Annotated in this window: 21 protein-coding genes; 7 read left to right on the forward strand and 14 right to left on the reverse strand. The window is 64.1% G+C overall.

The features are described 5' to 3' along the window. Positions 1 to 110 precede the first annotated feature (110 nt). Positions 111 to 959 carry a rhodanese-like domain-containing protein gene (locus EFA46_RS00950; protein WP_123075628.1) on the reverse strand — a complete coding sequence of 283 codons (849 nt, stop codon included), beginning with the start codon at positions 957 to 959 and terminating at the stop codon, positions 111 to 113. 182 nt (positions 960 to 1,141) lie between these two features. On the opposite strand from EFA46_RS00950, the gene EFA46_RS00955 reads away from it, so the two are divergent. After that, positions 1,142 to 1,906: an aldo/keto reductase gene (locus EFA46_RS00955; protein WP_123075626.1), complete on the forward strand. Its 765-nt coding sequence runs from the start codon at positions 1,142 to 1,144 to the stop codon at positions 1,904 to 1,906. 70 nt (positions 1,907 to 1,976) lie between these two features. After that, positions 1,977 to 3,161 (forward strand): redox-regulated ATPase YchF, encoded by a 1,185-nt coding sequence (locus tag EFA46_RS00960; RefSeq protein ID WP_123075624.1) that lies wholly within the window; start codon positions 1,977 to 1,979, stop codon positions 3,159 to 3,161. 201 nt (positions 3,162 to 3,362) lie between these two features. On the opposite strand, the gene EFA46_RS00965 is transcribed toward EFA46_RS00960, so the two are convergent. The 4 genes from EFA46_RS00965 to EFA46_RS00980 all read right to left on the reverse strand — a co-directional run bounded on the left by EFA46_RS00965 (position 3,363) and on the right by EFA46_RS00980 (position 5,474). Beyond that, positions 3,363 to 3,836, reverse strand: a complete 474-nt coding sequence (locus EFA46_RS00965; protein ID WP_123075622.1) for an NUDIX domain-containing protein — start codon at positions 3,834 to 3,836, stop codon at positions 3,363 to 3,365. Positions 3,837 to 3,956: 120 nt separating this feature from the next. Then, on the reverse strand, positions 3,957 to 4,304 hold the full coding sequence (locus EFA46_RS00970; protein WP_123075620.1) for a DUF5518 domain-containing protein: 348 nt from the start codon (positions 4,302 to 4,304) through the stop codon (positions 3,957 to 3,959). A gap of 43 nt (positions 4,305 to 4,347) precedes the next feature. Further along, entirely contained in the window at positions 4,348 to 4,668 is a 321-nt protein-coding gene (locus EFA46_RS00975; RefSeq protein WP_123075618.1) for a hypothetical protein, read from the reverse strand. Between the two features lie 197 nt (positions 4,669 to 4,865). Further along, positions 4,866 to 5,474: a translation initiation factor IF-2 subunit beta gene (locus EFA46_RS00980; RefSeq protein WP_123075616.1), complete on the reverse strand. Its 609-nt coding sequence runs from the start codon at positions 5,472 to 5,474 to the stop codon at positions 4,866 to 4,868. 102 nt (positions 5,475 to 5,576) lie between these two features. Between EFA46_RS00980 and EFA46_RS00985 the strand changes: the two genes are divergently transcribed. Next, positions 5,577 to 6,320 carry a sugar phosphate isomerase/epimerase gene (locus tag EFA46_RS00985; RefSeq protein WP_123075614.1) on the forward strand — a complete coding sequence of 248 codons (744 nt, stop codon included), beginning with the start codon at positions 5,577 to 5,579 and terminating at the stop codon, positions 6,318 to 6,320. Between the two features lie 79 nt (positions 6,321 to 6,399). On the opposite strand, the gene EFA46_RS00990 is transcribed toward EFA46_RS00985, so the two are convergent. Next, positions 6,400 to 7,797 carry a uracil-xanthine permease family protein gene (locus tag EFA46_RS00990; protein ID WP_123075612.1) on the reverse strand — a complete coding sequence of 466 codons (1,398 nt, stop codon included), beginning with the start codon at positions 7,795 to 7,797 and terminating at the stop codon, positions 6,400 to 6,402. 91 nt (positions 7,798 to 7,888) lie between these two features. Continuing rightward, positions 7,889 to 8,437: a hypoxanthine/guanine phosphoribosyltransferase gene (gene hpt, locus EFA46_RS00995; RefSeq protein ID WP_123075610.1), complete on the reverse strand. Its 549-nt coding sequence runs from the start codon at positions 8,435 to 8,437 to the stop codon at positions 7,889 to 7,891. A 243-nt stretch (positions 8,438 to 8,680) separates the two neighbouring features. On the opposite strand from hpt, the gene EFA46_RS01000 reads away from it, so the two are divergent. Further along, the gene (locus EFA46_RS01000; RefSeq protein ID WP_123075606.1) at positions 8,681 to 9,121 is read left to right on the forward strand and encodes a pyridoxamine 5'-phosphate oxidase family protein; all 441 of its coding nucleotides are present in this window, start codon (positions 8,681 to 8,683) and stop codon (positions 9,119 to 9,121) included. A gap of 142 nt (positions 9,122 to 9,263) precedes the next feature. Further along, entirely contained in the window at positions 9,264 to 10,472 is a 1,209-nt protein-coding gene (locus tag EFA46_RS01005) for an MFS transporter (RefSeq protein WP_123075604.1), read from the forward strand. Here EFA46_RS01005 and EFA46_RS01010 read toward each other — a convergent pair. The 5 genes from EFA46_RS01010 to EFA46_RS01030 form a co-directional block, all read right to left on the reverse strand. Continuing rightward, positions 10,452 to 12,098 carry a HAMP domain-containing sensor histidine kinase gene (locus EFA46_RS01010; protein WP_123075602.1) on the reverse strand — a complete coding sequence of 549 codons (1,647 nt, stop codon included), beginning with the start codon at positions 12,096 to 12,098 and terminating at the stop codon, positions 10,452 to 10,454. The two genes, EFA46_RS01005 and EFA46_RS01010, sit on opposite strands and share 21 nt — an antisense overlap. Before the next feature lie 179 nt (positions 12,099 to 12,277). Next, on the reverse strand, positions 12,278 to 13,045 hold the full coding sequence (locus EFA46_RS01015; RefSeq protein ID WP_123075600.1) for a hypothetical protein: 768 nt from the start codon (positions 13,043 to 13,045) through the stop codon (positions 12,278 to 12,280). Positions 13,046 to 13,480: 435 nt separating this feature from the next. Then, positions 13,481 to 14,491 (reverse strand): restriction endonuclease, encoded by a 1,011-nt coding sequence (locus EFA46_RS01020; protein WP_123075598.1) that lies wholly within the window; start codon positions 14,489 to 14,491, stop codon positions 13,481 to 13,483. A gap of 188 nt (positions 14,492 to 14,679) precedes the next feature. Next, positions 14,680 to 16,080 carry an ATP-binding protein gene (locus tag EFA46_RS01025; protein WP_123075596.1) on the reverse strand — a complete coding sequence of 467 codons (1,401 nt, stop codon included), beginning with the start codon at positions 16,078 to 16,080 and terminating at the stop codon, positions 14,680 to 14,682. Positions 16,081 to 16,186: 106 nt separating this feature from the next. Next, positions 16,187 to 16,717 (reverse strand): putative phosphothreonine lyase domain-containg protein, encoded by a 531-nt coding sequence (locus EFA46_RS01030; protein WP_123075594.1) that lies wholly within the window; start codon positions 16,715 to 16,717, stop codon positions 16,187 to 16,189. An 86-nt stretch (positions 16,718 to 16,803) separates the two neighbouring features. On the opposite strand from EFA46_RS01030, the gene EFA46_RS01035 reads away from it, so the two are divergent. Then, positions 16,804 to 17,403, forward strand: coding sequence for a hypothetical protein (locus EFA46_RS01035; protein WP_123075592.1), 600 nt, complete (start codon positions 16,804 to 16,806; stop codon positions 17,401 to 17,403). A gap of 7 nt (positions 17,404 to 17,410) precedes the next feature. Here the strand turns inward: EFA46_RS01035 and EFA46_RS01040 are convergent, their stop codons facing one another. Further along, positions 17,411 to 18,118: a hypothetical protein gene (locus EFA46_RS01040; RefSeq protein WP_123075590.1), complete on the reverse strand. Its 708-nt coding sequence runs from the start codon at positions 18,116 to 18,118 to the stop codon at positions 17,411 to 17,413. A gap of 73 nt (positions 18,119 to 18,191) precedes the next feature. Here EFA46_RS01040 and EFA46_RS01045 point away from each other — a divergent pair, with 73 nt between their 5' ends. Next, complete coding sequence (locus tag EFA46_RS01045) at positions 18,192 to 18,920, forward strand: hypothetical protein (RefSeq protein WP_123075588.1); 729 nt, start codon at positions 18,192 to 18,194, stop codon at positions 18,918 to 18,920. Positions 18,921 to 18,928: 8 nt separating this feature from the next. On the opposite strand, the gene EFA46_RS01050 is transcribed toward EFA46_RS01045, so the two are convergent. Further along, complete coding sequence (locus tag EFA46_RS01050) at positions 18,929 to 19,930, reverse strand: hypothetical protein (RefSeq protein WP_123075586.1); 1,002 nt, start codon at positions 19,928 to 19,930, stop codon at positions 18,929 to 18,931. Position 19,931: the final 1 nt, after the last annotated feature.

The following is a 19,931-nucleotide window of genomic DNA, read 5'->3' on the forward strand; positions in this document are numbered from 1 at the left end:
GCCGGTCTCGCCGGTCGCCTCGTCGCGTCGCGACTCGCACCGACCCGCCGGTCGTCGATGACCGTTCACGGCGTGACGTGCGAGTGGGGGGCGGAAAAGTCTCGCGGGCGCTACGTCGACGCGTCGACGACGCCCTCGGTGGCGTTTCCGAGCGTCGTGTGCACGGTGTACGCGGGGGTCTCGACGACGACCGGGGTGTCGGCGGTGACGCCGGCGAACGTCGGTTCGAGCGTGAAGTTCCCCGCCGAGTCGATCTTGGTCGCTTCGCTCTGGTTCGCGCCGGCGACGCGAACCCACGCGCTCGCGTTCGCGTGCTGCGCGCTCGTCGTGCCCTCGACGACGTACTCGCGAGTGGGCGTCCAGCCGGGGCGTTCGCCGGCGACGGGGTAGTCGCGGCGGTGCCACTCCCAGTAGCCCTCGTCGATGGCGTACACGTCGTCGTAGCCGGCGTCGATGAGCGCGGCGGCGCGCAGCGAGGAGAGGTGGTGGGGACAGCCGCAGTAGCAGACGACGCGGTCGCCCTCCGGCCAGTAGTCCACGGGGTCGCAGCCGTCGTAGGCGATGCCGGGCGCGGGGCTGCGGACGGCGCCGTAGACGTGCGAGCGGTCGTAGAGCACGGGGTCGCGGGCGTCGGCGAAGCGCGCGGCGCCGCGGAGCCACCAGTAGTGCGCGACGTCGATGGGGACGAGCGGCACCTCGGTGCCGTCGGCGGTGTAGGTGTCGAACGACTCGGGGTCGACGTCGCGCGTGGTCGGCGTCCGGGAGACCGCTGGAGGGATGCCGTCGGTGGGGGTTTCGTCGGCGGGGAGCGAGCCGCGATTGGCGGCGAAGGAGTCGGGGGCGCCACAGCCCTCGGGGGGGCCGTTGTCGAGGAATCCACTCCCGGGGGACCCCCCGCAGCCGGCGGCGGCGCCGATGCCGGCGGCACCGAGGGCGGCGATGAAGTCGCGACGGTCCATGTCGCCGCCTACGTGGAGGCGTGGGAAACCGTTTCTGGACGCGGATTCGGGCGAGGGCGCGGGGTGGGGGGCCGGGGGTTCGGCGTCGCGGCGGGGTCGACGGCGACGGGAGGCGCGGCGCGCACCCGCGCCGGGAATCGGCGGGCGGAAGGCCGAAGGGTCGGGGTGTGCTAGACGGGGCCATGGACGACCTGCCGCCCGTCGGTCTCGGGACGATGGGCATCGACGACCCGGACGCCGTCGCCGCCGCCATCGACGCGGGCTACCGGCATCTGGACACGGCGAGCATCTACGAGAACGAGGCCGTCGTCGGCGTGGGCATCGAGCGCGCGGAGACCCCGCGCGAGGAGCTGTTCGTCGCGACGAAGCTCTGGGTCGACGACCTCGCGGGCGAGCGCGTCCGCCCCGCGACCGAGGCGGCGCTCGAGCGCCTCGGTCTCGACGCCGTGGACCTCCTCTACGTCCACCGGCCGCGCGGCGACTACGACCCGACGGAGACCCTGCCGGCGATGGACGCCGTCGTGGACGACGGCCTCGCGGCGCGCGTCGGCGTCTCGAACTTCCTCCCGGGCGACCTCGAACTCGTCCGCCAGCACCTCGATGCGCCGCTGTTCGCGAACCAGATCGAGCACCACCCCTACTGGGTGGAGGCGGAAACCGTCCGGGACGCCCGCGAGCACGACTACGCGCTCGTGGGGTACTCGCCGCTCGCGAACGGCGACGTCTTCGACGACCCGGTCCTCGCGGCGGTCGCGAGCGAGCGCGGCGCCTCGGTCGCGCAGGTCGCGGTCGCGTGGTGTCTCGAACGCGCGGACGCCGTCATCCCGAAGGCGTCGTCGCTCGCCCACCAGCGCGACAACCTCGGGGCCGCCGACCTCGAGTTGACGGCCGACGAACTCGCGCGCATCGACGCCATCGAGCGCGAGAACGAGGTCTTCCCCGAGTAGGTGCGCCACCGAGTGCCACGCCAGCGCCCTTCAGAAGACCATTTAGGCCGCGATGGCCTTCGAGTGGCTAATGAGCTACAAGATCGGTCTCGTGGGCAAGCCCAGCGTGGGCAAGTCCTCCTTCTTCAACGCGGCGACGATGAACGACGTCCCCGAGGGGGCGTACCCGTTCACGACCATCGACCCCGCAGTCGGCGAAGCGTACGTCCGCACGGACTGTGCGGCCCCCGAGTTCGATTCGGAGTGCTCGCCGAACCTCGGGTACTGCGAGGACGGCAAGCGCTTCGTCCCGACGCAGCTCGTCGACGTCGCCGGCCTCATCCCGGGCGCGCACGAGGGGAAGGGCCTCGGGAACCAGTTCCTGACCGACCTGAACGAGGCCGACGTCCTCGTCCACATCGTCGACTTCTCCGGGAAGACGGACGCCGAGGGCGAGCCCACGGAGGGCCACGACCCCCGCGAGGACATCGACTTCCTCGAGGAGGAGCTCGACCAGTGGTATCTCGGCATCCTCCGGAAGGGTATCGAGCGCTTCGAGACGGCGCACACCACCGAGACCGAACTCGAGGTCGAGCTCGCGGAGCAGATGAGCGCCTTCGGCACGAACAAGGACGAGATCAAGCAGATCATCCTCGGGCTCGGCCTCGACCTCGACCCGGAGACGTGGGACGACGCGGACGAACTCGACCTCGCGCGCGCGATCCGCGAGCGCACGAAGCCGATGGTCGTCGCCGCGAACAAACTCGACACCCCGGAGGGGCAGGCGAACTACGCGGAGATTACGGACGACCCCGAGTACGAGGACGTCACCATCGTTCCGTGTAGCGTGCACGCGGAGAAGGCGCTGAAGAACGCCGCCGAGCAGGGCGTCGTCGACTACACGGCGGGCGACTCGGACTTCGACATCGTCGCGGACATCAGCGAGGAGCAGGAGGAGGGCCTCGAGCAGATCCGCGAGTTCGTCACCGAGTTCGACGGGACGGGCGTGCAGGACGCCCTCGAGACGGCGCTCTTCGAGGAGCTCGGCCTGAAGGCCGTCTTCACGGGCGACGCGAGCCTCAACTGGACGCAGGGGCCGTTCCCGGACGTCTTCCTCCTCCCGGAGGACGCGACGGCGGAGGACTTCGCCTACCACATCCACTCGGACATCGGCGAGGGCTTCCTGCACGGGATCGACTGCCGCTCGAAGCGCCAGCTCGGCAAGGACACGGTGCTCGACCACAACGACGTGGTCGAGGTCGTCACGACGAACTAGTCAGTCGCTCACGGCTAGCGCCGTTCGCCTACTGGCGGCGTCCTCACGTCGTTCGGTTGCCACCTCAGTCGCTCACGGCCGGCGCCGTTCGCCTACTGGCGACGCCCTCGCTGACGCTCAGTTGTCGCCGCCGTCGCTCGCGGGTCGCATCGCTCCCCGCTCGCGTATTGGTGGCGCCCTCGCTGACGCTCGGTTGCCACCTCAGTCGCTCGCGGCGAGCGGTGCGGTGCTCGCGGGCCGGTCGCGCCCGCGCGGAATCGTGTGGAGGTAGTCGTCGAGGTCGAGCGCGAACGCCTCGGCGTCGGCGCTCGCGAGGTCGAGCCACCGGTAGTCGAACTCGGCGCCGACCTCCGCGCCCTCGCCGGTGACGGTGTGCGTCCACGCGTCGCGGTGCTCGTGGACCGGGACGTGGTAGAAGTTGCGCACGTAGCGTCTGGCCTCGCGGCGCCGCCAGACGTCGGTCGTGAGGTGCCGGACGCCCTGGAAGGTCGCGAGTCCGCTCTCCTCAATGACCTCCCGGAAGAGCGCCTCTCGCGGGTCCTCGCCGGCCTCGACGGTCCCCTTCGGGACCTGGTAGCCCGCGTGGCCGGGGCCCTCGAAGACCAGCAGTTCCGTGTCGTTCCGGGTGATGTACGCGCACGACTTCTTGACGTACGTTACGTCTCCATCCCTCATACGATACTCTCATTCAGTAGTAACACATAGTGCTGTCCAAATAACCACCTAAAACAATACTAGGTGGACATACCACTTCCAAGTCGGCGTTCCGAGCGGACGGGCGTGCGGCGAGTCGCCTCAGAGTTCGCGGTTCGCGTACGCACCGAGCCAGCCGCCGGCCGCGCCGAGGGCGATGGTGTACGCGACGACGAAGAAGACGACGACGACGATGGCGACGATGCCGGCGGCGGCGACGTGAAGCGGGACGAACGGAACGAAGAGGGCGGCGACGAGGACGAGGAGGATGATGGGGAGGGAGGCGATGACGCCGGAGAGCGCGCCGACGCGGAGCCCCTCGCGCTCGTCGGGGCCCTGGAGGTAGCCGGCGACGGCGCCGCCGAGGGCTGGCGAGAGGAGGGTGAACGAGAGGACGACGGACACGACTGCACCGAGGAGGGCGTTGAGCAGGGGACTTCGCTGTGCCATACGCGACGAAGGTGACGCGAACGCCTAAGCGTTTGTCCCCGATTCAGGCGGACGCCGTCTCCGGGGCGGCGTCGACGCGGCGGAAGCCACGGGCTTCGGCGGTGGCGACGACGTCGCGCGGCTCCGTGTGTGGGAGTTCGTAGTGGCGTTCGCGCCCGGCGGGCGTGCGAACGAGGACGACGACGGCGCGCCCGGCGACGTCGTGGACGCGCGCGGTCACCCGGACGTCGTCCGCGCGGAGCGTGTGTGTTCGGGGCGCACGGGTCGTGATTTCGTCTCCGAGGTCCCAGCTCAGCCGGTTCGCCTCCGACGCGTCGAACGGAAGAGAGAGGTGTGACGCGCCGACCGATTCGCGGGAAGCCATACCAACCCATGGTTATTCGGGAGGTATAATTGTGACTGTTTCCTCGCGCGGCGGACGAATCGCTGGACGGCGTCGAGAACAGGAGCGTGCGTCGAACGTCGAAGGCGCAGACCGGCGCGACGGACGGCCGGAGAATGCCCGGGAGAACGGCGATAGAGGTGGAGCGCGAGGCGCGCCCCGGCCGCGCGTGGCGTCGTCTAGACGAGGCGGGCGAACGCGAGGTCGCCGCTCGTGTTCTTGATGTACGCGCGGACGGTCTGGCCCTCGCGGGCGCCGGGGACGAAGACGGTGTAGCGGCCGCGTTCGGCGACGCCGTCGCCCTTCCGGCCCGTGCCGGTGATTTCGAGTTCGTAGGTCTGGCCGGACTCGACGGTCTCCCGGACCGTGTGCGTGCTCTTGGGCTTCTTCTGGACGGGGCGGAACGCACCGCAGGCCGTACAGCGCAGGCGGTCGACGCCGTCCTCGGTGACGAGGCGGGTGTCGGGGAGGCCGCACTCCGAGCAGGTGACGAACTCGGCGACGTAGGCGTCGATGGCGTCCTCGAAGTCGGCGACGGAGAACGAACCGTTGTAGCGGGCGCGCTCGCCGTCGAACTGGCCGTTCGTCCCGAGCTCGCGCTGGACGTTCCGGAAGAGGTGCTCGGGGTCGCGCGAGACAGCGGTCGCGATAGCGCGGACGTTCGTCAGGCGGGTGAACGCGCCGTCCGTCTCCCCCTCGGGGTCGGGAATGGTGAGACGGGCGTCGGCTTCGGCGGGGCGCTCGGGGAGGGCGTCGAACGCCCGGTCCAGCGCGATGGCGTAGTCCATACGGAACTGAGACGCGGGCGACGTAAAGCACCTCCGTGGGTCGTGCTATCGTCCGATTGCCGGTGGGCGCGTCTTTTTGCCCGCCGGGGCGGAGTCTGGTGTATGCGCGATTACGACGTCGCCGTCCAGACCGTCGTCTATCAGGACTACGACCTCGACGGCCTGCTCGCCGAACTCGCGGGAACGCCGGTCGACACGGTCGAGCTCTGGGGCGCACACCTCTCGCCGGCCGACGACGAGACCACGATTGAAGCGGGCGAAGCCGCGCTCGCCGAGGCGGGCGTGAGCGTCTGCGGTTACGGCGTCGCGGACCTCGAGGGAACCGGGGAGGCCGAGGCGCACGTCGCGTTCGCCGACCGCCTCGGCGCGGACTACGTCACCGTGAACTACCCGCCGGTGCGCGACGACATCACCGAGGCGCTCTGCGACCTCGGCGAGACGTACGGCGTCGACGTCGCCATCCACAACTACTCGGGCGTCCATCACGACGACCTCGACGCGGTGTTCTCCTCGGTCGCGGACGTCCGGGACGTCCTCGAACGCCACGACCACCCGCGTCTCGGCGTCTGCGTCGACACCGGCCACTTCCTCGTGATGGACGAGGCCCCCGAGGAGGTGGTGCCGGCGCTCGGCGAGCGGATACGCGCCGTCCACCTGAAGGACACTTCCGAGGCCGAAATCGAGGACGCGCCCGGCGCGGGCGTCCTCGACCTCCGCGAGTTCGTGGGGCTGCTCGACGAGCACGCCGCGCTCGAGGAGCCGCTGGTCGTCGAGTACGAACTGGACGAGAACGTCACGGCGGAACTCGTCGAGGCCTACGAGCGGATTCGGGCGGCGATGGCCTGAATCGGCGGGCGGGTGGAGGGACGCGCGCGTCGGCACCGGACGGAACGAACCACCCGGGGCGGTCGCGTCGCCGCGTCGCTCAGTCGGTGGAGACGGCGTCGGCGTCGCGGTCGCCGGCGGGCACCTCGGGGTCGTCGAAGAGCGGGCTCTGCTCGCCGGGAACGAACGTGTTGAGGAGGAGCGCGGAGAGCGCGGTGACGATGACGGGTTCGCCGAAGAACGTCTCGGCGGCCCGGGGGAGGCCGGAGAGGGCTTCGGGCGTGGTGGCGACGCCGAGGCCGAGGCCGAGCGAGACGGCGAGGATGACCATGTTCCGCCGGTCGAGCGTCGTGTGGAGGGTGATGAGGCGCGCGCCGGAGGCGGCGACCATGCCGGCCATGAGGAGGACGGCGCCGCCGAAGACGGCGCTCGGGATGGTGGTGACGACGGCGCCGACCTTCGGGCTGAGGCCCAGCACCGCGAGCATGACGCCGGCGATGCCGACGACGTGGCGGCTCATCACGCCGGTGAAGTTGATGACGCCGGCGTTCTGCGAGAAGGACGTGACGGGGAACGCGCCGAACGCCCCGCCCAGCGAGCTCATGAGGCCGTCCGTGAAGAGGCCGCCGCGGAACTCCTCGTCGGTGGGGGTGCGGCCCTCGGCGGACGTGACGCTGGACATGTCGCCGACCGTCTCCATCGCGGAGACGAGGAAGAGGAAGGCGAACGTGATGACGGGGACCGGCTGGATGGAGAAGCCAAAGCGCCCGGGCTGGGGAACCGCGAACCACGCGGCGGCGCCGACGGGGCCGAAGTCGACGAGGCCGGGCGCGACGCCCGTGACGGTGAGGGCGGCGGCGCCGACGTAGCCGGCGCCGATGGCGATGAGGGTGCTGAGGAGGCGGGTGACGCCGTCGGTGAACATGTTGAGGACGACGGCGACGCCGAGGACGAGCGCGGCGAGCGCGAGGTTGTAGAGCGCGCCGTAGTGCTCGGTGCCGGCACCGCCGGCGGCGTTGTCCATCGCGGCCGGGACGAGGTAGAGGCCGATGATGACGACGACGAGGCCGGTGACGAGCGGCGGGAAATATTTTTGAATGCGCTTGAACTGCCAGCCGATGAGGCCTTCGACGAGCCACCCGGTGACGAGGATGGCGCCGAAGACGGCGCCGAGGCCGTAGTTCACGCCGATGGTGGCGGCGGCGCCGACGAAGGTGAAACTCGTCCCCATGACGACGGGGAGTTTCGCGCCGACCGGGCCGACCGTGTAGGCCTGCACGACGGTGGCGAGGCCGGAGAAGAGCAGGACCATCTGGACGATGTACGCCGTCGTGGCGGCGTCGAGGCCGACGGCGCCGGCGACGATGTACGCGACGGCGGTCGCGGGCACGATCATGACGGCGACGTGCTGGAGGCCGAGCAGTATCGCCTTCAGCCACGGCGGGCGGTCGTCGAGTCCGTATTCGAGGTCGATTTCGGTGTCCGTCTCGGACGCCATCTTGTCCACCACGAACCCGCTCGCGCCGATAAAGGTTCCGTGTCCGCGCTTATTTCACCGCTCTATAGACACGAGATATTCACGGGCGTGCTTAGTCGTGGATGGTGACGCCGTCCTCGTCGACCGTGATGTCGAGGAGGCTGGTGGCCTCGTAGTCGGTGTCGTCGAGCGCGGAGGGGCCGACCTTCCGGAGGGCGACGACGATGTCGGTGACCTCCGCGCCGATGTCGTCGAGCGCGTTCACGATGGCGGCGAGCGTCCCGCCCGTCGAGAGCAGGTCGTCCACGATGAGGACGCGGTCGCCCGCCTCGACGTCGTTGATGTACATCTCGGACTCCGAGTAGCCGGTCGTCTGGTGGAGGTCGACCTCGCCCTCGAGGCCGTACTCGCGCTTGCGGATGACGACGAGGGGAACGTCCGTCTGGAGCGAGACGGCGGTCGCGATGTGGATGCCCATCGCCTCGGGGGCGACGATCTTGTCGACGTCGAGGGAGGCGGCGCGCGTCACGCCGACGACGACCTCGCGCAGGAGCGCGGGTTCGAGCATCGGCACGCCGTTGCTGATCGGGTGGACGAGGTACTGGTAGCCGTCCTTGTCGATGATCGGGGCGTCGTGGAGCGACTCGCGGAGGCGGTCCATGTCGCGTATTCAGTCAAACGCGGGAAAAACCGTTCGTTCCCGGCTCGCGCGCCGAGCGCGAGCGGTGGTCGCGACGCCGCCGACGAGGACGGGGACCGCGACGGTGTCGGCGAGCATGGCGGTGGCGAGGGGGAACGCCGCGATGCCGGCGGCGGCACATATCCGGGTGACACCGTCGGGGCGGCGGTCCGACGCGCGGGTCTCGGAGTGGGGTTTTTCCACCCGGGGGTGCGAAGGGCGCGCATGACCGAGTATCGCGGCGCGTGGGACGCCGAGGGGGTCGCGGACTTCCTCGCGGAGACGGCGGTTCCGATGCGCCTCACGACCCACCGGCCGGACGAGACGCTGTGGACGGTCGCGCTCTGGTACCGCTACGAGGACGGGACGTTCGCGTGCGCGACGGGCGCGGACGCGGACGTCGTCTCCTTCCTTCGCACGGACGACCGCGTCGCCTTCGACGTCTCCGTGAACGACCCGCCCTACCGCGGCGTGCGCGGGAATGGCGTCGCGACGGTCGAGCGCGACGTCGGGAAGTCGCTCCTGCGCTCGCTGCTCGAGCGCTACCTCGGCGGGACGGACTCCGAGCTCGCCCGCTCGCTGCTCGCGGACGACCGCGAGGAGGCCCGCATCGAGATCCACCCCGAGGACGTCTACAGCTGGGACTACACCGAGCGGATGCGCTGACCCCTTCGAGCGCCAGCCCGGAGACGCGTCGACCCGTTCGGCAGCGTCGCGGCCGACGCGCAGGGCCGACTCGTCGGGCGACGGTCCGCACCCGGAAACCGGAAACGCAAGCGTTGTCCCTCCCTGTTCGGTACGACGAGTCGTGAGCGACGACGGCAGCCGGTACGGACGGGGCGCGGTGTTCGCGAGCGTCTGCTGTTTCGCCTACCTCGTCAACTTCAGCCGCGTCGGGTTCGCGCCGCTCGTCGACACGTTCATGGACGTCTTCCGCGTCCAGCCCGGGACCGCCGGCCTCGTCGCGACGATGGTGTGGCTGGGGAGCGCGCTCACGCGCCTCCCGACCGGCTACCTCCTGACGCGCGTCCCGCGCCGCCACGCCATCCTCGGCACCGGCCTCCTGCTCGTCGCCGCCGCCGGGTTCACCGCGCTCGCGCCGACCATCACCGTCGTCGCGGCCGGCGCGCTCCTGATCGGCTGTGCGACCGGCGTCTTCTACATCGCCGCGAACCCGCTCGTCACCGAGCTCTACCCGGAGCGCGTCGGCTGGGCGGTCGGCATCCGCGGCGGCAGCTCGCAGCTCGCCGCCGTCAGCGCCCCGCTCCTCGTCGGCGCGCTCGTCCTCGCGTTCGGATGGCGCGGCGTCTTCGTCGGCGTCGCCGCCGTCGGCGTCCTCCTCACCGCCGTCTTCGCGCTCACGAGCCGGCACGCGACGATGCCGAGCGCGGGCGCCGCGGACCGCGACCTGCTCGGCGCCGTCCGCGAGCAGTGGCGGCTCGTCCTCACCGGCATCGCCGTCGTCGGCGTCACCGGCTTCGTCTGGCAGGGTCTCTTCAACTTCTACATCCCCTATCTCTCGGCGCGCGGCTTCGGCGACGGGACGGCGCGCGCCCTCCTCACCGTCGTGTTCGCCGCCGGCGTCCCCGCGTTCTTCCTCTCCGGGCGCCTCGCCGACCGCGTCCGACGCGTCCCGCTCGTCCTCGCCATCCTCGCGGCGTTCGTCTGCTGTCTCCTCGCGCTCACCGCCGCCGAGGGCGTCCTCGCCGTCGCCGCCGTCTCCGCCGTCCTCGGCTACGTCATCCACAGCCTCTTCCCGACGATGGACGCCTTCCTCCTCGGGACGCTCCCCGACGACAGCCGCGCGAGCGCGTACTCCGCGTACAGCGCGGTGATGATGCTGATGCAGGCGCCCGGCAGTCTCGCCGTCGGCGTCCTCGTCGAGTACGGCGTCAGCTACGGCGACGTCTTCCGCACGTACGCGCTCGTCCTCGCGGGCGTCGTCACCGTCCTCGCGGCGCTCTACGTCGACGGGCGCCTCCCGACGGACGCCGCCTCAGCCGGACACCGGGAGTGAGGGGTCGGCGTCTCGCGGCGCGTCGCGCGCCACCCCGCGGAACTCGAAGCGCGCACCGCCGTCGGCGCTCTCCGTGAGCGTGACCTTCCAGCCGTGCGCGGACGCGATGCCGCGCACGATGTTCAACCCGAAGCCCGTCCCGGACTCGTGGGTCGTGTACCCGACGTCGAAGACGTCCGCGCGCTCCTCCTCGGGGACCCCGGGGCCGTCGTCCGCGACGTAGAACCCGTCTTCGAGGCGGCCGACCGTCACCGTCACGTCCGCGCCGCCGTGCTGTCTCGCGTTCCGAAAGAGGTTCTCGAGGAGCTGACGGAGGCGACTCCGGTCGCACGCCACCGTCCCGAGGTCGTCCCCGAGGGCGAGCGTCGCCGATTCGCTGCCCGCCACCTCCCACGCGTCCACGACGACCGACTCGAGGGACGCGGTCTCGAACTCGTCGACGGTCGCGCCCTGTCGCGCGAGCGTCAGGAGGTCGTCGATGAGGGCGTTCATCCGGTCGAGCGCGTCGCGGACGCGGTCGAAATGCTCGTCGTCGCCGCTCTCGCGCGCCATATCGAGGTAGCCGTCCGCGACGTTCAGCGGATTGCGGAGGTCGTGGGAGACGACCGCCGCGAACTCCTCGAGGCGCTCGTTCTGCCGCGCGAGCTCGCGCTCGCGGGCCGCGAGGAGGTCGACCATCTCGATGGACGCGATGGCGTGCCCGAGCGACTCGCCGACCTCCGCCAGCACCTCGCTCTCGCGCTCGTCGAAGACGTTCTGCCGACTCGCGTAGACGCTGAAGAACCCGTAGACGGTGTCCTCGTGAACGATTGGGACGACGGCGAGCGACTCGACGCCGTAGCGCGCGAACTGCTCGTGCCACGGCTCCATCGTCGAGTCCGCGTAGACGTCCGGGACGGTCTGTATCTCGCCCGTCCGAATCGCTCGGCCGCCCGCGCCGCCGCCCGTCGCCGTCTCGTCGACCGTCACGGTGATCTCCGCGACGTACTCGTCCGGGAGGCCCGCCCACGCCACCGGTCGGACGACGCTGTCCTCGGGGTCGTATCGGCCGAGCCAGATCGCGTCGTAGGGGTCAGATTCGGCGAGGCGCTCGCAGACCGCCTGTTCGAGCGCGTCGCGGTCGTCCTCCTCGATCATCTCCTGTGTCGTGATACGGAGCGTTTCGTTGATTCGACTCAGTTGGGCGATGGCGCGCTGTTGTGCGAGTCGGCGCGCGTCGTAGACGCCGACGAGGAGGCCGACGAGCACGCCGAACGGCGCGACACCGGAGAACGGCGCGAGGACGCCCGGAAGAGGGACGCCGAAGACCGGGACCGTCGCGGGCAGGTCGAAGCCGCGCACGGTGACGCCCGCGAAGACCCACGCGTCCAGCGCCGCAATCGCGACGACCCCCGTGCCCGCCCACGCGAGCGCGCGGTCCGCGAACCCGGCCGGAACGAGGTGTCCGCGCGCGACCGCGACGCCGGCCGCGACGACGACCACCGAGACGGCGAGCGGGACGGCACTGAGCACGACGAGCGTCGCCGTCTCGTGCAGAACGAGCACGCCGTTGAGGTGGATGACGACGAGCGCCGCACCGAACGCCGCGATCAGCGCGCCGCCCACTCGCGGGGAGAGTCGCGACATCTACGCGGCGATAGGTGCTCGAGGGTAATGATACCCGGTACCGTACCCCGGTCTGAAAAGCTGGCCTCGGCACTCACGACTCACAATCTATCCATAGTGAATGTATTTAGCGGCTCTGTCGAGCCCGCTCAGTCCGTAATTGCCATCTTCGAGATTGACCTGAGTAAGGACGAGTCGTGTTACTCGGACAATTCCATATCGTCGGGGACTTCGATAACAAATCCAGAATACTCGGTCAGCTCAGGCTCGGATAGAACTGTTCGATACACGAAATCAAATTCTTCTGAATCTCGGCCGAACGTGCAGATGACGGGCTTACCCCGGCTGAACTCTTCGTAATCCTCTATCGTATCAACCTCCGGGGGAGGGGAGGATTGACCGCCCTCTTTCCTAATGATGCGGGTATAGTCGGTGTCAACAACAACGATATCACGGATATCAAGGTCGGTAGAGACCCAGAGAATCTCGACCTCAGAAGTCCCGACTTCAATCGTTCTGAATCCGGACATCCAAGATTCTTGATTCCGTGCCCACTCCGATACGGTATTATGGAACTCTTCATAGATGGGAATTAGAATGTAATCGGGGTCAGGAACCTGACGATAGGCTTCGAGGATGAGGTCAAAAGTCAGCTTCTCTTTGAGTTCAGCAGATTCGACCTCCTCGCCGACTTCATCAATGAATGAACGAGCGATGAATCCCTTCTCTCCGGTGACTATCGACTTAGCGAATTGGCTCGCAATCTGGAACGTGGAGTAGTTGTCTCCCTGAGCAAAGAACCGTTTCGGGAGGTTTGTCCGACGCCCAATCTGGATGAATGACTCGGTTGCATGTCTATCCTCATCGAATGGGATGAGCTCATGGTGATTGGAGAGTATCGAATCTTGTTCGTAGTCAGAATTCAAATCGCTCACAAACCGTCGTAGCTGCTGTTCATCAACGGGCATTATGTGGATTCCTCCCTATCGAGGCGTTCTCCTTCCCCTGTGATTTGGGGCGACTCCCCTAAATCTGCCATTTCCTCTTCTCTGCTTGGTGTATCGAGTTCTGCCTCAATCTCCCCATATCGAACTCGACTAATGAAGGGTAAAAACGGAACCAGTAGAAGAAGTACGATTAGGGCAACAATTGGCCAGTCGACTTGCACACGGTCGGGATAGACGAGTGCCAAGATGACCAATGCCGTTATGCCAAGAAACTCGAAGAGGGGCGCGAGTAGTCTGAAATACCGATTAACCGTTTTGATTGGAGAACGCGGACGAAGTCTAGAAACCGCGCGGCTGAAATACGACTTGGCGGTTTCAATTCGCCCCATTAGGATGAACACTAGTCCGAAGTGGCTTGAAGGTTGATTATCTACGTTCTCTATCCTCTGGTTCCTACTATTCGTCAAGGGGCGGGTCTTGTGAGGGAATATAGACCTGCTTCAACGGGACTGTCGCCTGATACTCGGATTCGAGGTCGTCGTAGTGCTGAATCAGGAGGTCAATGAACTCATCCCGGTCGATGAGCGTGACCCGCTGTTCGGCATTCCGTGCTGCATCCTGCGCTTCGCTGGTATAGCCACCAGTCGACACGAACAGCCCCCGTTCGCCGTTCCCGAGGGTTCCGGTGAACGCTCGCATATCCGGCGAACCGACCTTCGACTGCTGGCGCTTGACCTGCGCTTTGATGTACGGCGATTCGAACCCCAACGAGTCGGGGTGAGCAACCACGTCAATACCGCGGTCCTGACTGTCTCGAGTTTTCTTTGCATGGTATCCCATCGCTCGCAGGACTGCGGCGACCAACTCCTCGAAGACGAACGGGTCCATGTTCGCTAAGATATCGGAGATGAGTTCGTCTGCCTGGTTCTCTACCTCGTCGACGAATGGGACGGTATCCTCGTCGTCCTCGCTCTCATCGGGTGTCTCCCCGCTTAGAACGCCCGTAATTTCGTCAATACAGTCGTCGAGCGAGAATACCGTCAGCGTGCTCCCGAGTGTGTTCTTCGTTGAAGTCGTGAACTCGTCGCGGGAAACCGTGTCCTTCCACTCGACACGCCTGACGTGTGGATACCCCGGCGGGTGGTCACCCGGTTTCCACTCGTATCCACTTGTGACCTCTCCGATGAGATACTCGCGCTCCGTCTTGTCGTAGCTCAGAACCAGGTGCCCCTCCTCCATCTCCAGCGCGAATCGATTCACCTGCCCCGCGTTCTGGGCGAGACGCCGGCTATTGTGCTCGGAATACTCGTCGGTCGAATTGAATCGGGCCTTCATTTTCTCGTATGACCGGACATCAGAAACATCTCCCAACTCCTCCCAGCCGACTGCGACCAGAGAACGAGACTCGAATTCCTCGACTAGCTCGTTGTTATTCCCGGCGCGAACCATGAACGTTCGCTCAGCCATGTTAACCGGGATGTTCCGAACCTCGAAGTATCAAGGTTCGCACGTTCCCCGTCCTCAGTCGTGGCCCAGAGATGGCTATACGTGAAAGTTCTCGCCGCAGTTTCGGCACGTTGCCCATCCACCTTGCTTCACCTTCTGGTTCTCGCCACACTCGGGACATTCACGCCAGACAGAACGATTGTGATAACTCATTGTTTGCTGATAGCAGATTCGGCGACCTCTCCTAGTAGACCTGTCAGTGCGTCCTCGAACGGTTTCGAGAGGTCAGGTGCTCCCCCACTTCTCGGGTGTGCGACTTCGTGGAGTAACGTGCTGGCGAAATCTCGAACGCTGTTGAGTTGCTGCCGACGAATAACGATACGCTGCTCACTTCCATCCCAGACACCGTTTGCCATCTCACCCCGCTCGGTCATCCGAATCGTCTCCGAAACTCGTATTTCCTCTACAGGCGGGTCGTTGAGGAGTTCGAGAATGTCGTCCCTGTGATTCCACACCTCGCGCTCATCCTCCGTCATCTCGTCCTCGGGAACCCAGTCGTACTCGAAGCTCTCGTTGTACTCTTCGAGATACGTGCCAACGTCACGAAGACGATTCCCCTCGGAATCTCGCTCGTCCTGAATCTCGTTACGGATGTTCTCGGGGACGGTGACGACTCGATACCCGTCTGCTCGTGCGTGGTTGAGCAAGTCCGCGTTTGAATGTCGCTCATCTACGGTCGCAAATACAACGTCGTCCCGTTCGTTGAGGAGTTTCACTGCGTGTAGGCGAATCGGCTTCCAATTCACCTCGTCATGCGTCGTTCCATCGGTGAAGTTCTCGAAGTCGTCTACGAGGCGTTGAGCGACATCCGTGGTTTCACACTCCCGTAGGATGTCCTTCACACGCGAACTATATGCTGTGCGCCCCACGTTTGAACGCTCCCGATTCAGGGCGTCTCGCACCTGCTTCGTCGTCTTCGTGATGTTGTAGCTGAAAAGGAAGTTCTCTTCAGTAGCGACCTTGAGCCCGGTGACGTAGATACGGGAATCCTCGCCTGCGGGGGAAGCGTAGACCTCTCCGAACTTAGTTTCCTCCAGTAGTTCGTCGTCGGTGAAGCGCAGAAAGTTGCTTTTGGCCTGGTCGATTTGAGCCTCCGTGATGCCATCGAGAACCACGTCCGTTCCCTCGATATCTTGCTCCGGCGGATAGATGAGTCCGTGCAGCGTTTCGATGTCTTCGAAATCAGCCTTCGGTGCTTTCTCGACGGTTATCGTCTCGTGCTTCGAGTGAATGGTCACGTCGACTCCGTTCCGGTAGAACGTCGCAAGCGCGTCCTTCAACCCGACGCCGAATTTTCCGATTACCTTGTCCGGGTTGTTCAGCTTCTCCTCGTCCTCGTTCTGCGTGAGGTGCTCGTGGCGTAGCCCTCGACCGTAGTCTCGAATATGCCATCTCCCCTCGTCGTCTTCGTAGATTTCTACTTCACCTGTGTCTGTAAGGGCCTGTTCGTCGAGGGCGTTGGCGATTACCTCTCTGGTTGCATCTGCGACGCCCCACGCCTCAAGCACCTCCTCCATATTGAGGTCGAATTTTCGCGCTTGCTCGGACATATGGTACTCGTTGGCTTGGAACGGTCTTGAAAATTAGACAACCACTGTGAAAGTGAAATCGAACTAATCGCCGATGGTAACGGTTCGTATTCTCAGGGCTCCTAATTTATCCGGAATACCGACTTGCTCCTGGGAGGCCCATTTCCTGAGCGGTATCGGCGTAGATTCCCTTCCTAGTGTAGATATCGGGTTTGTAATACAGTGTTTCGTCTACCCCGCACTTATTTCGCAGTAATTCGCGGACTCGAAAGACATCGTCTTTGTCGAAGTAGTTGGGTGTGTAGACGACGATGACATGGTTCTCTCGATTTTCTTGTTTGCGACCATATTTCGTCGACACCTTTGCTGCGTAGATTTCGTTCTCTTTGACCAACCCGGTTACGCAGTCCCAGACGTCGTCGATTTCGACGGGTTTGAGGAAGACGTTCCACTTTCCAGTAAGTGACGTAGGGGAGTCGTGTTGATGTGCTTCCTCGTCCAATCCCCGAACAGTCTCGTTATCTGACTCTGGTACGTCGTTCGCTGTCGTATCTTTTGGCCTCAGAACATCGTGAGCCTCAAAGTAGTCTTGTCTGTCGCCTTGAGCGTGAATCCAATATTGCTCTTCCTCTTCTGACGGGAGGTGTATACCGGCCATGCTACTGCAATTGTTTCTCACTGGTTTCAATCCCGCTACCACCGACCTTGTGATTATTAAGAACCCGAATTAATCGGGAAACTGCCATGCTCGTGTACGGCTACGATTTGGAAACGACTGGGTTCTCACCCTTCGAAGATGAAATCATCAGTGCACAGTATTCGCATGACGATGGTACCGTATCGTTCTATCCTAGCTGGGAGTACGAATCGGAACGGGCGCTCCTCGTCGACTTCTTAGACGATTGGGCCGGTATCAAGCGGAAGCGTATCGGTGCTGACGGTGCCCTCTTCGTCGGGTTCAACATCCTCGGCTTCGACGCCCCATTCCTCTTCCTGAAGTGCATCACTATCGACGGGGTGCTCAACGATTTGGGATGGTCCTACGAGGATTGTTGGAACCAAATCTATCGATGGCCTTCCTATCTCGACCTCGCACACCTCCTCGGAGCCGACTTCATCGGGATGGAGGCAGTACGCGGTGAACTCGTAGGCTCACAGGGCGACTTCGCTGGTGAGGACGTGCCAGAGTACTACGAAAATGGTGAACACGAAATTATCGAAGACTACGTCCGGGACGAACTGGCTGCAATGGCAGCAATCTACGAGGAGCTTCGTGATTCCGCGTTCTTTGAGGAACTGATGGGGATTCGTCGACAGGTGGGACTCGAACGAGAATTGGTGTAGTCCTCTCTCAGGAACTTAGGGTTTCTGCACGTTCAGGATGTTCCCATAGCTGCTCTAACTCCTGTCTGTCTGCTGAAGACGCAAGCTCGCGGAACTGTTGACCTCGTAACGCCATCCACGTCGTTTCGAGGGCTTGTCGTTCCGTTTCTGTGGCGGGAATCCAAGTACAATCACCGACGTACTGCCGGCTCCCGTTCGATGCAAACGCGAATGCTGTCGTTTGCTCTGGTATCTCGGTGAGAGCATCCGCCACTGACAGAAGATATGGTTCACTCAGGACGACGAACAGCAAGTCATACTCTCGGTTCAGTACATTACTGAACGCCCGAGGAATTCTCTTCTCGCGGCCGACTGTCTGAATCGTCTCGTCGTTCGTCAGGTCGTCAGTATCGTATCCAGCTCGCCTGGCCCGTGTTCGAACGGATTCGATATCGCTAAAACCGCACTCATATGATGGAATTTTGGTTTCGTCACGTAGCAGCCCGAATCCCGCGGAAATGATGTACCAGTCGACATCTACAACCTCGCGGAGCTTAGTGACCGCCGCCTTGACGTGCTGGTGCTCACGACCAGTGTACATGTTGGACGCGGTCGTCGTGTACTCGCCATGTTCATTCACTAATTCATCGCGCAGATACTCGTCTACGTCCTTACAGTCGAGAACTAGGTCGTATCGTTTGTCCTTGGAACACGGCGAGAGTACGAGGACGTCCATACGTCGTTCTACTCGAAGTCGTCGTACCGAGTGGTGAAACTCTTTGTGCGTGAATGAGAGGAATCCTGTAAGAATGGCTCGTCAGGACGACCTCGACCGCTTCTATGGGTTACTCGACGACCTTGAGCAACGAGTCGGCGGTACATGGAAACTCAAGAACTGCACTGGGTACATGGACTGGCCCGACCGTGGCGTCTACTTCTTCCTCGAACCGGGCGAAACACGCACCTCGACCGACCAGTTGCGCGTTACCCGCGTCGGGACACACGCAGTGTCTGCGGGGAGCAGCACATCGCTCTGGGATAGGCTGAAACAACACTACGGAACGGGCAGCGGGAGTTCCAACCATCCTCACGGGGGCGCTCACCGCGGCTCTGTGTATCGCAAGCGCGTCGGCGAGGCTATCATTGAGAAACACGACCTGCACGACGACTATCCCGACTGGGACAAACGCTGGTCGAGCATTGACCGTGAGCGGTCAGAGGTCCGTGATGAGGAATACATCCTCGAACGCCGGGTGAGTACATACATCCGCGAACAGCCATTCCTCTGGGTGAATCTCGACGACGAACCGAGTGCCGACAGCGACCGAGCGTACCTCGAACAGAATGTTATCGCTCTCCTCAGCAACTTCGACGAGCAACCGATTGACCCACGAGGTGGCGGATGGCTCGGTCGACACAGCCAGAGTCAGGCGATACGGGAATCAGGTCTTTGGAACGTGAATCACGTAGACGAGCGATACGATAGTGGATTTCTGGACCTTCTTGAGAACGCCATCAACGGTACGACTCCGTCATAGCGTGGTAGTTAGTCGGAATCCTCTAATTCGGTTGTGTACTCGGGGCTATTCCGAAGCTTCGAGAATGAGACGTAACGGTGTCCCTGGACAAAGGCAACCGTGCGGTCAGAATCACTCGCTGTCTTGTCGTTCTTCACCGGGTGGTTAAGTTCGATACTATCACGCAGGAAGATGACTTTCTCCGTTTCACCGTACCGTTCGGACCCCTCTTTGCGAAACTGCGTCACTGCATCAAGCAGTTGTTCGCGCTGCGACTGCGAGAGGTCAGGGTGATTTCGCACTGTCTCCTCGGTGAGTTCGATGCTCTCGATGGCATCCGTTACTGACGGGACTGCTGTTTTGATTTCAGCGTCGGTGTAGAACGCGAGGTGGTCGACAGGCTTGAACGACCGATTCGCCTGGCAGAAGTATAGCCCGTGCTCTTGATACTCGGGCCATGCCTTGCGAGCCGCGACGACCAGCACGCGGTCCTCTTTTCCGCTGACGAGGTCTTCGTCGTAGAGAAAGCGACTGAGTTCGCGCAGAAGGAACGCTTCACGTTCGGTTGGGACGGACATACTCGCCTCGGCGTTCCCTACGTCTCGTTCCAGCACCGTCTCGATGGTGTCAATGAGCGAGTCGAAGTTGGCCCATACGATGCGCTCGTCATTGATTGCGTCCACCTCGTCAGGGAGTCGAGCATCCGGAGTCAGGACAATGAGACGCTGCAATTCCGTTTTGTCCTCGTCGAGTGCATGAAGATGGTTTTCGAGTTGTTCCTTGTCCACAGCGTCCCGACTCGTCTTCGTCTCGAACCAGAGCGCAGTTGAACTCTTGATTGCAGCATCGGGGACCGAGTCGACGCCTGTCACTTGATTATCGAACGAGACGAGCGACAGGTCCGATTCGTCGGTCAACGCTTCCAGAATATCTTCCGCTAATTGGTTGTTGACGTGCTCAAGGACGGCAATGACTGTTGATGTAACTCGGTTTTCGCCTTGTGTGTACGTCGAGAAGAGGGGGTTCGGCATG

It is taken from the genome of Halarchaeum sp. CBA1220 (assembly GCF_003721175.2).
In the GTDB taxonomy this organism is placed as follows: Archaea; Halobacteriota; Halobacteria; order Halobacteriales; family Halobacteriaceae; genus Halarchaeum; species Halarchaeum grantii.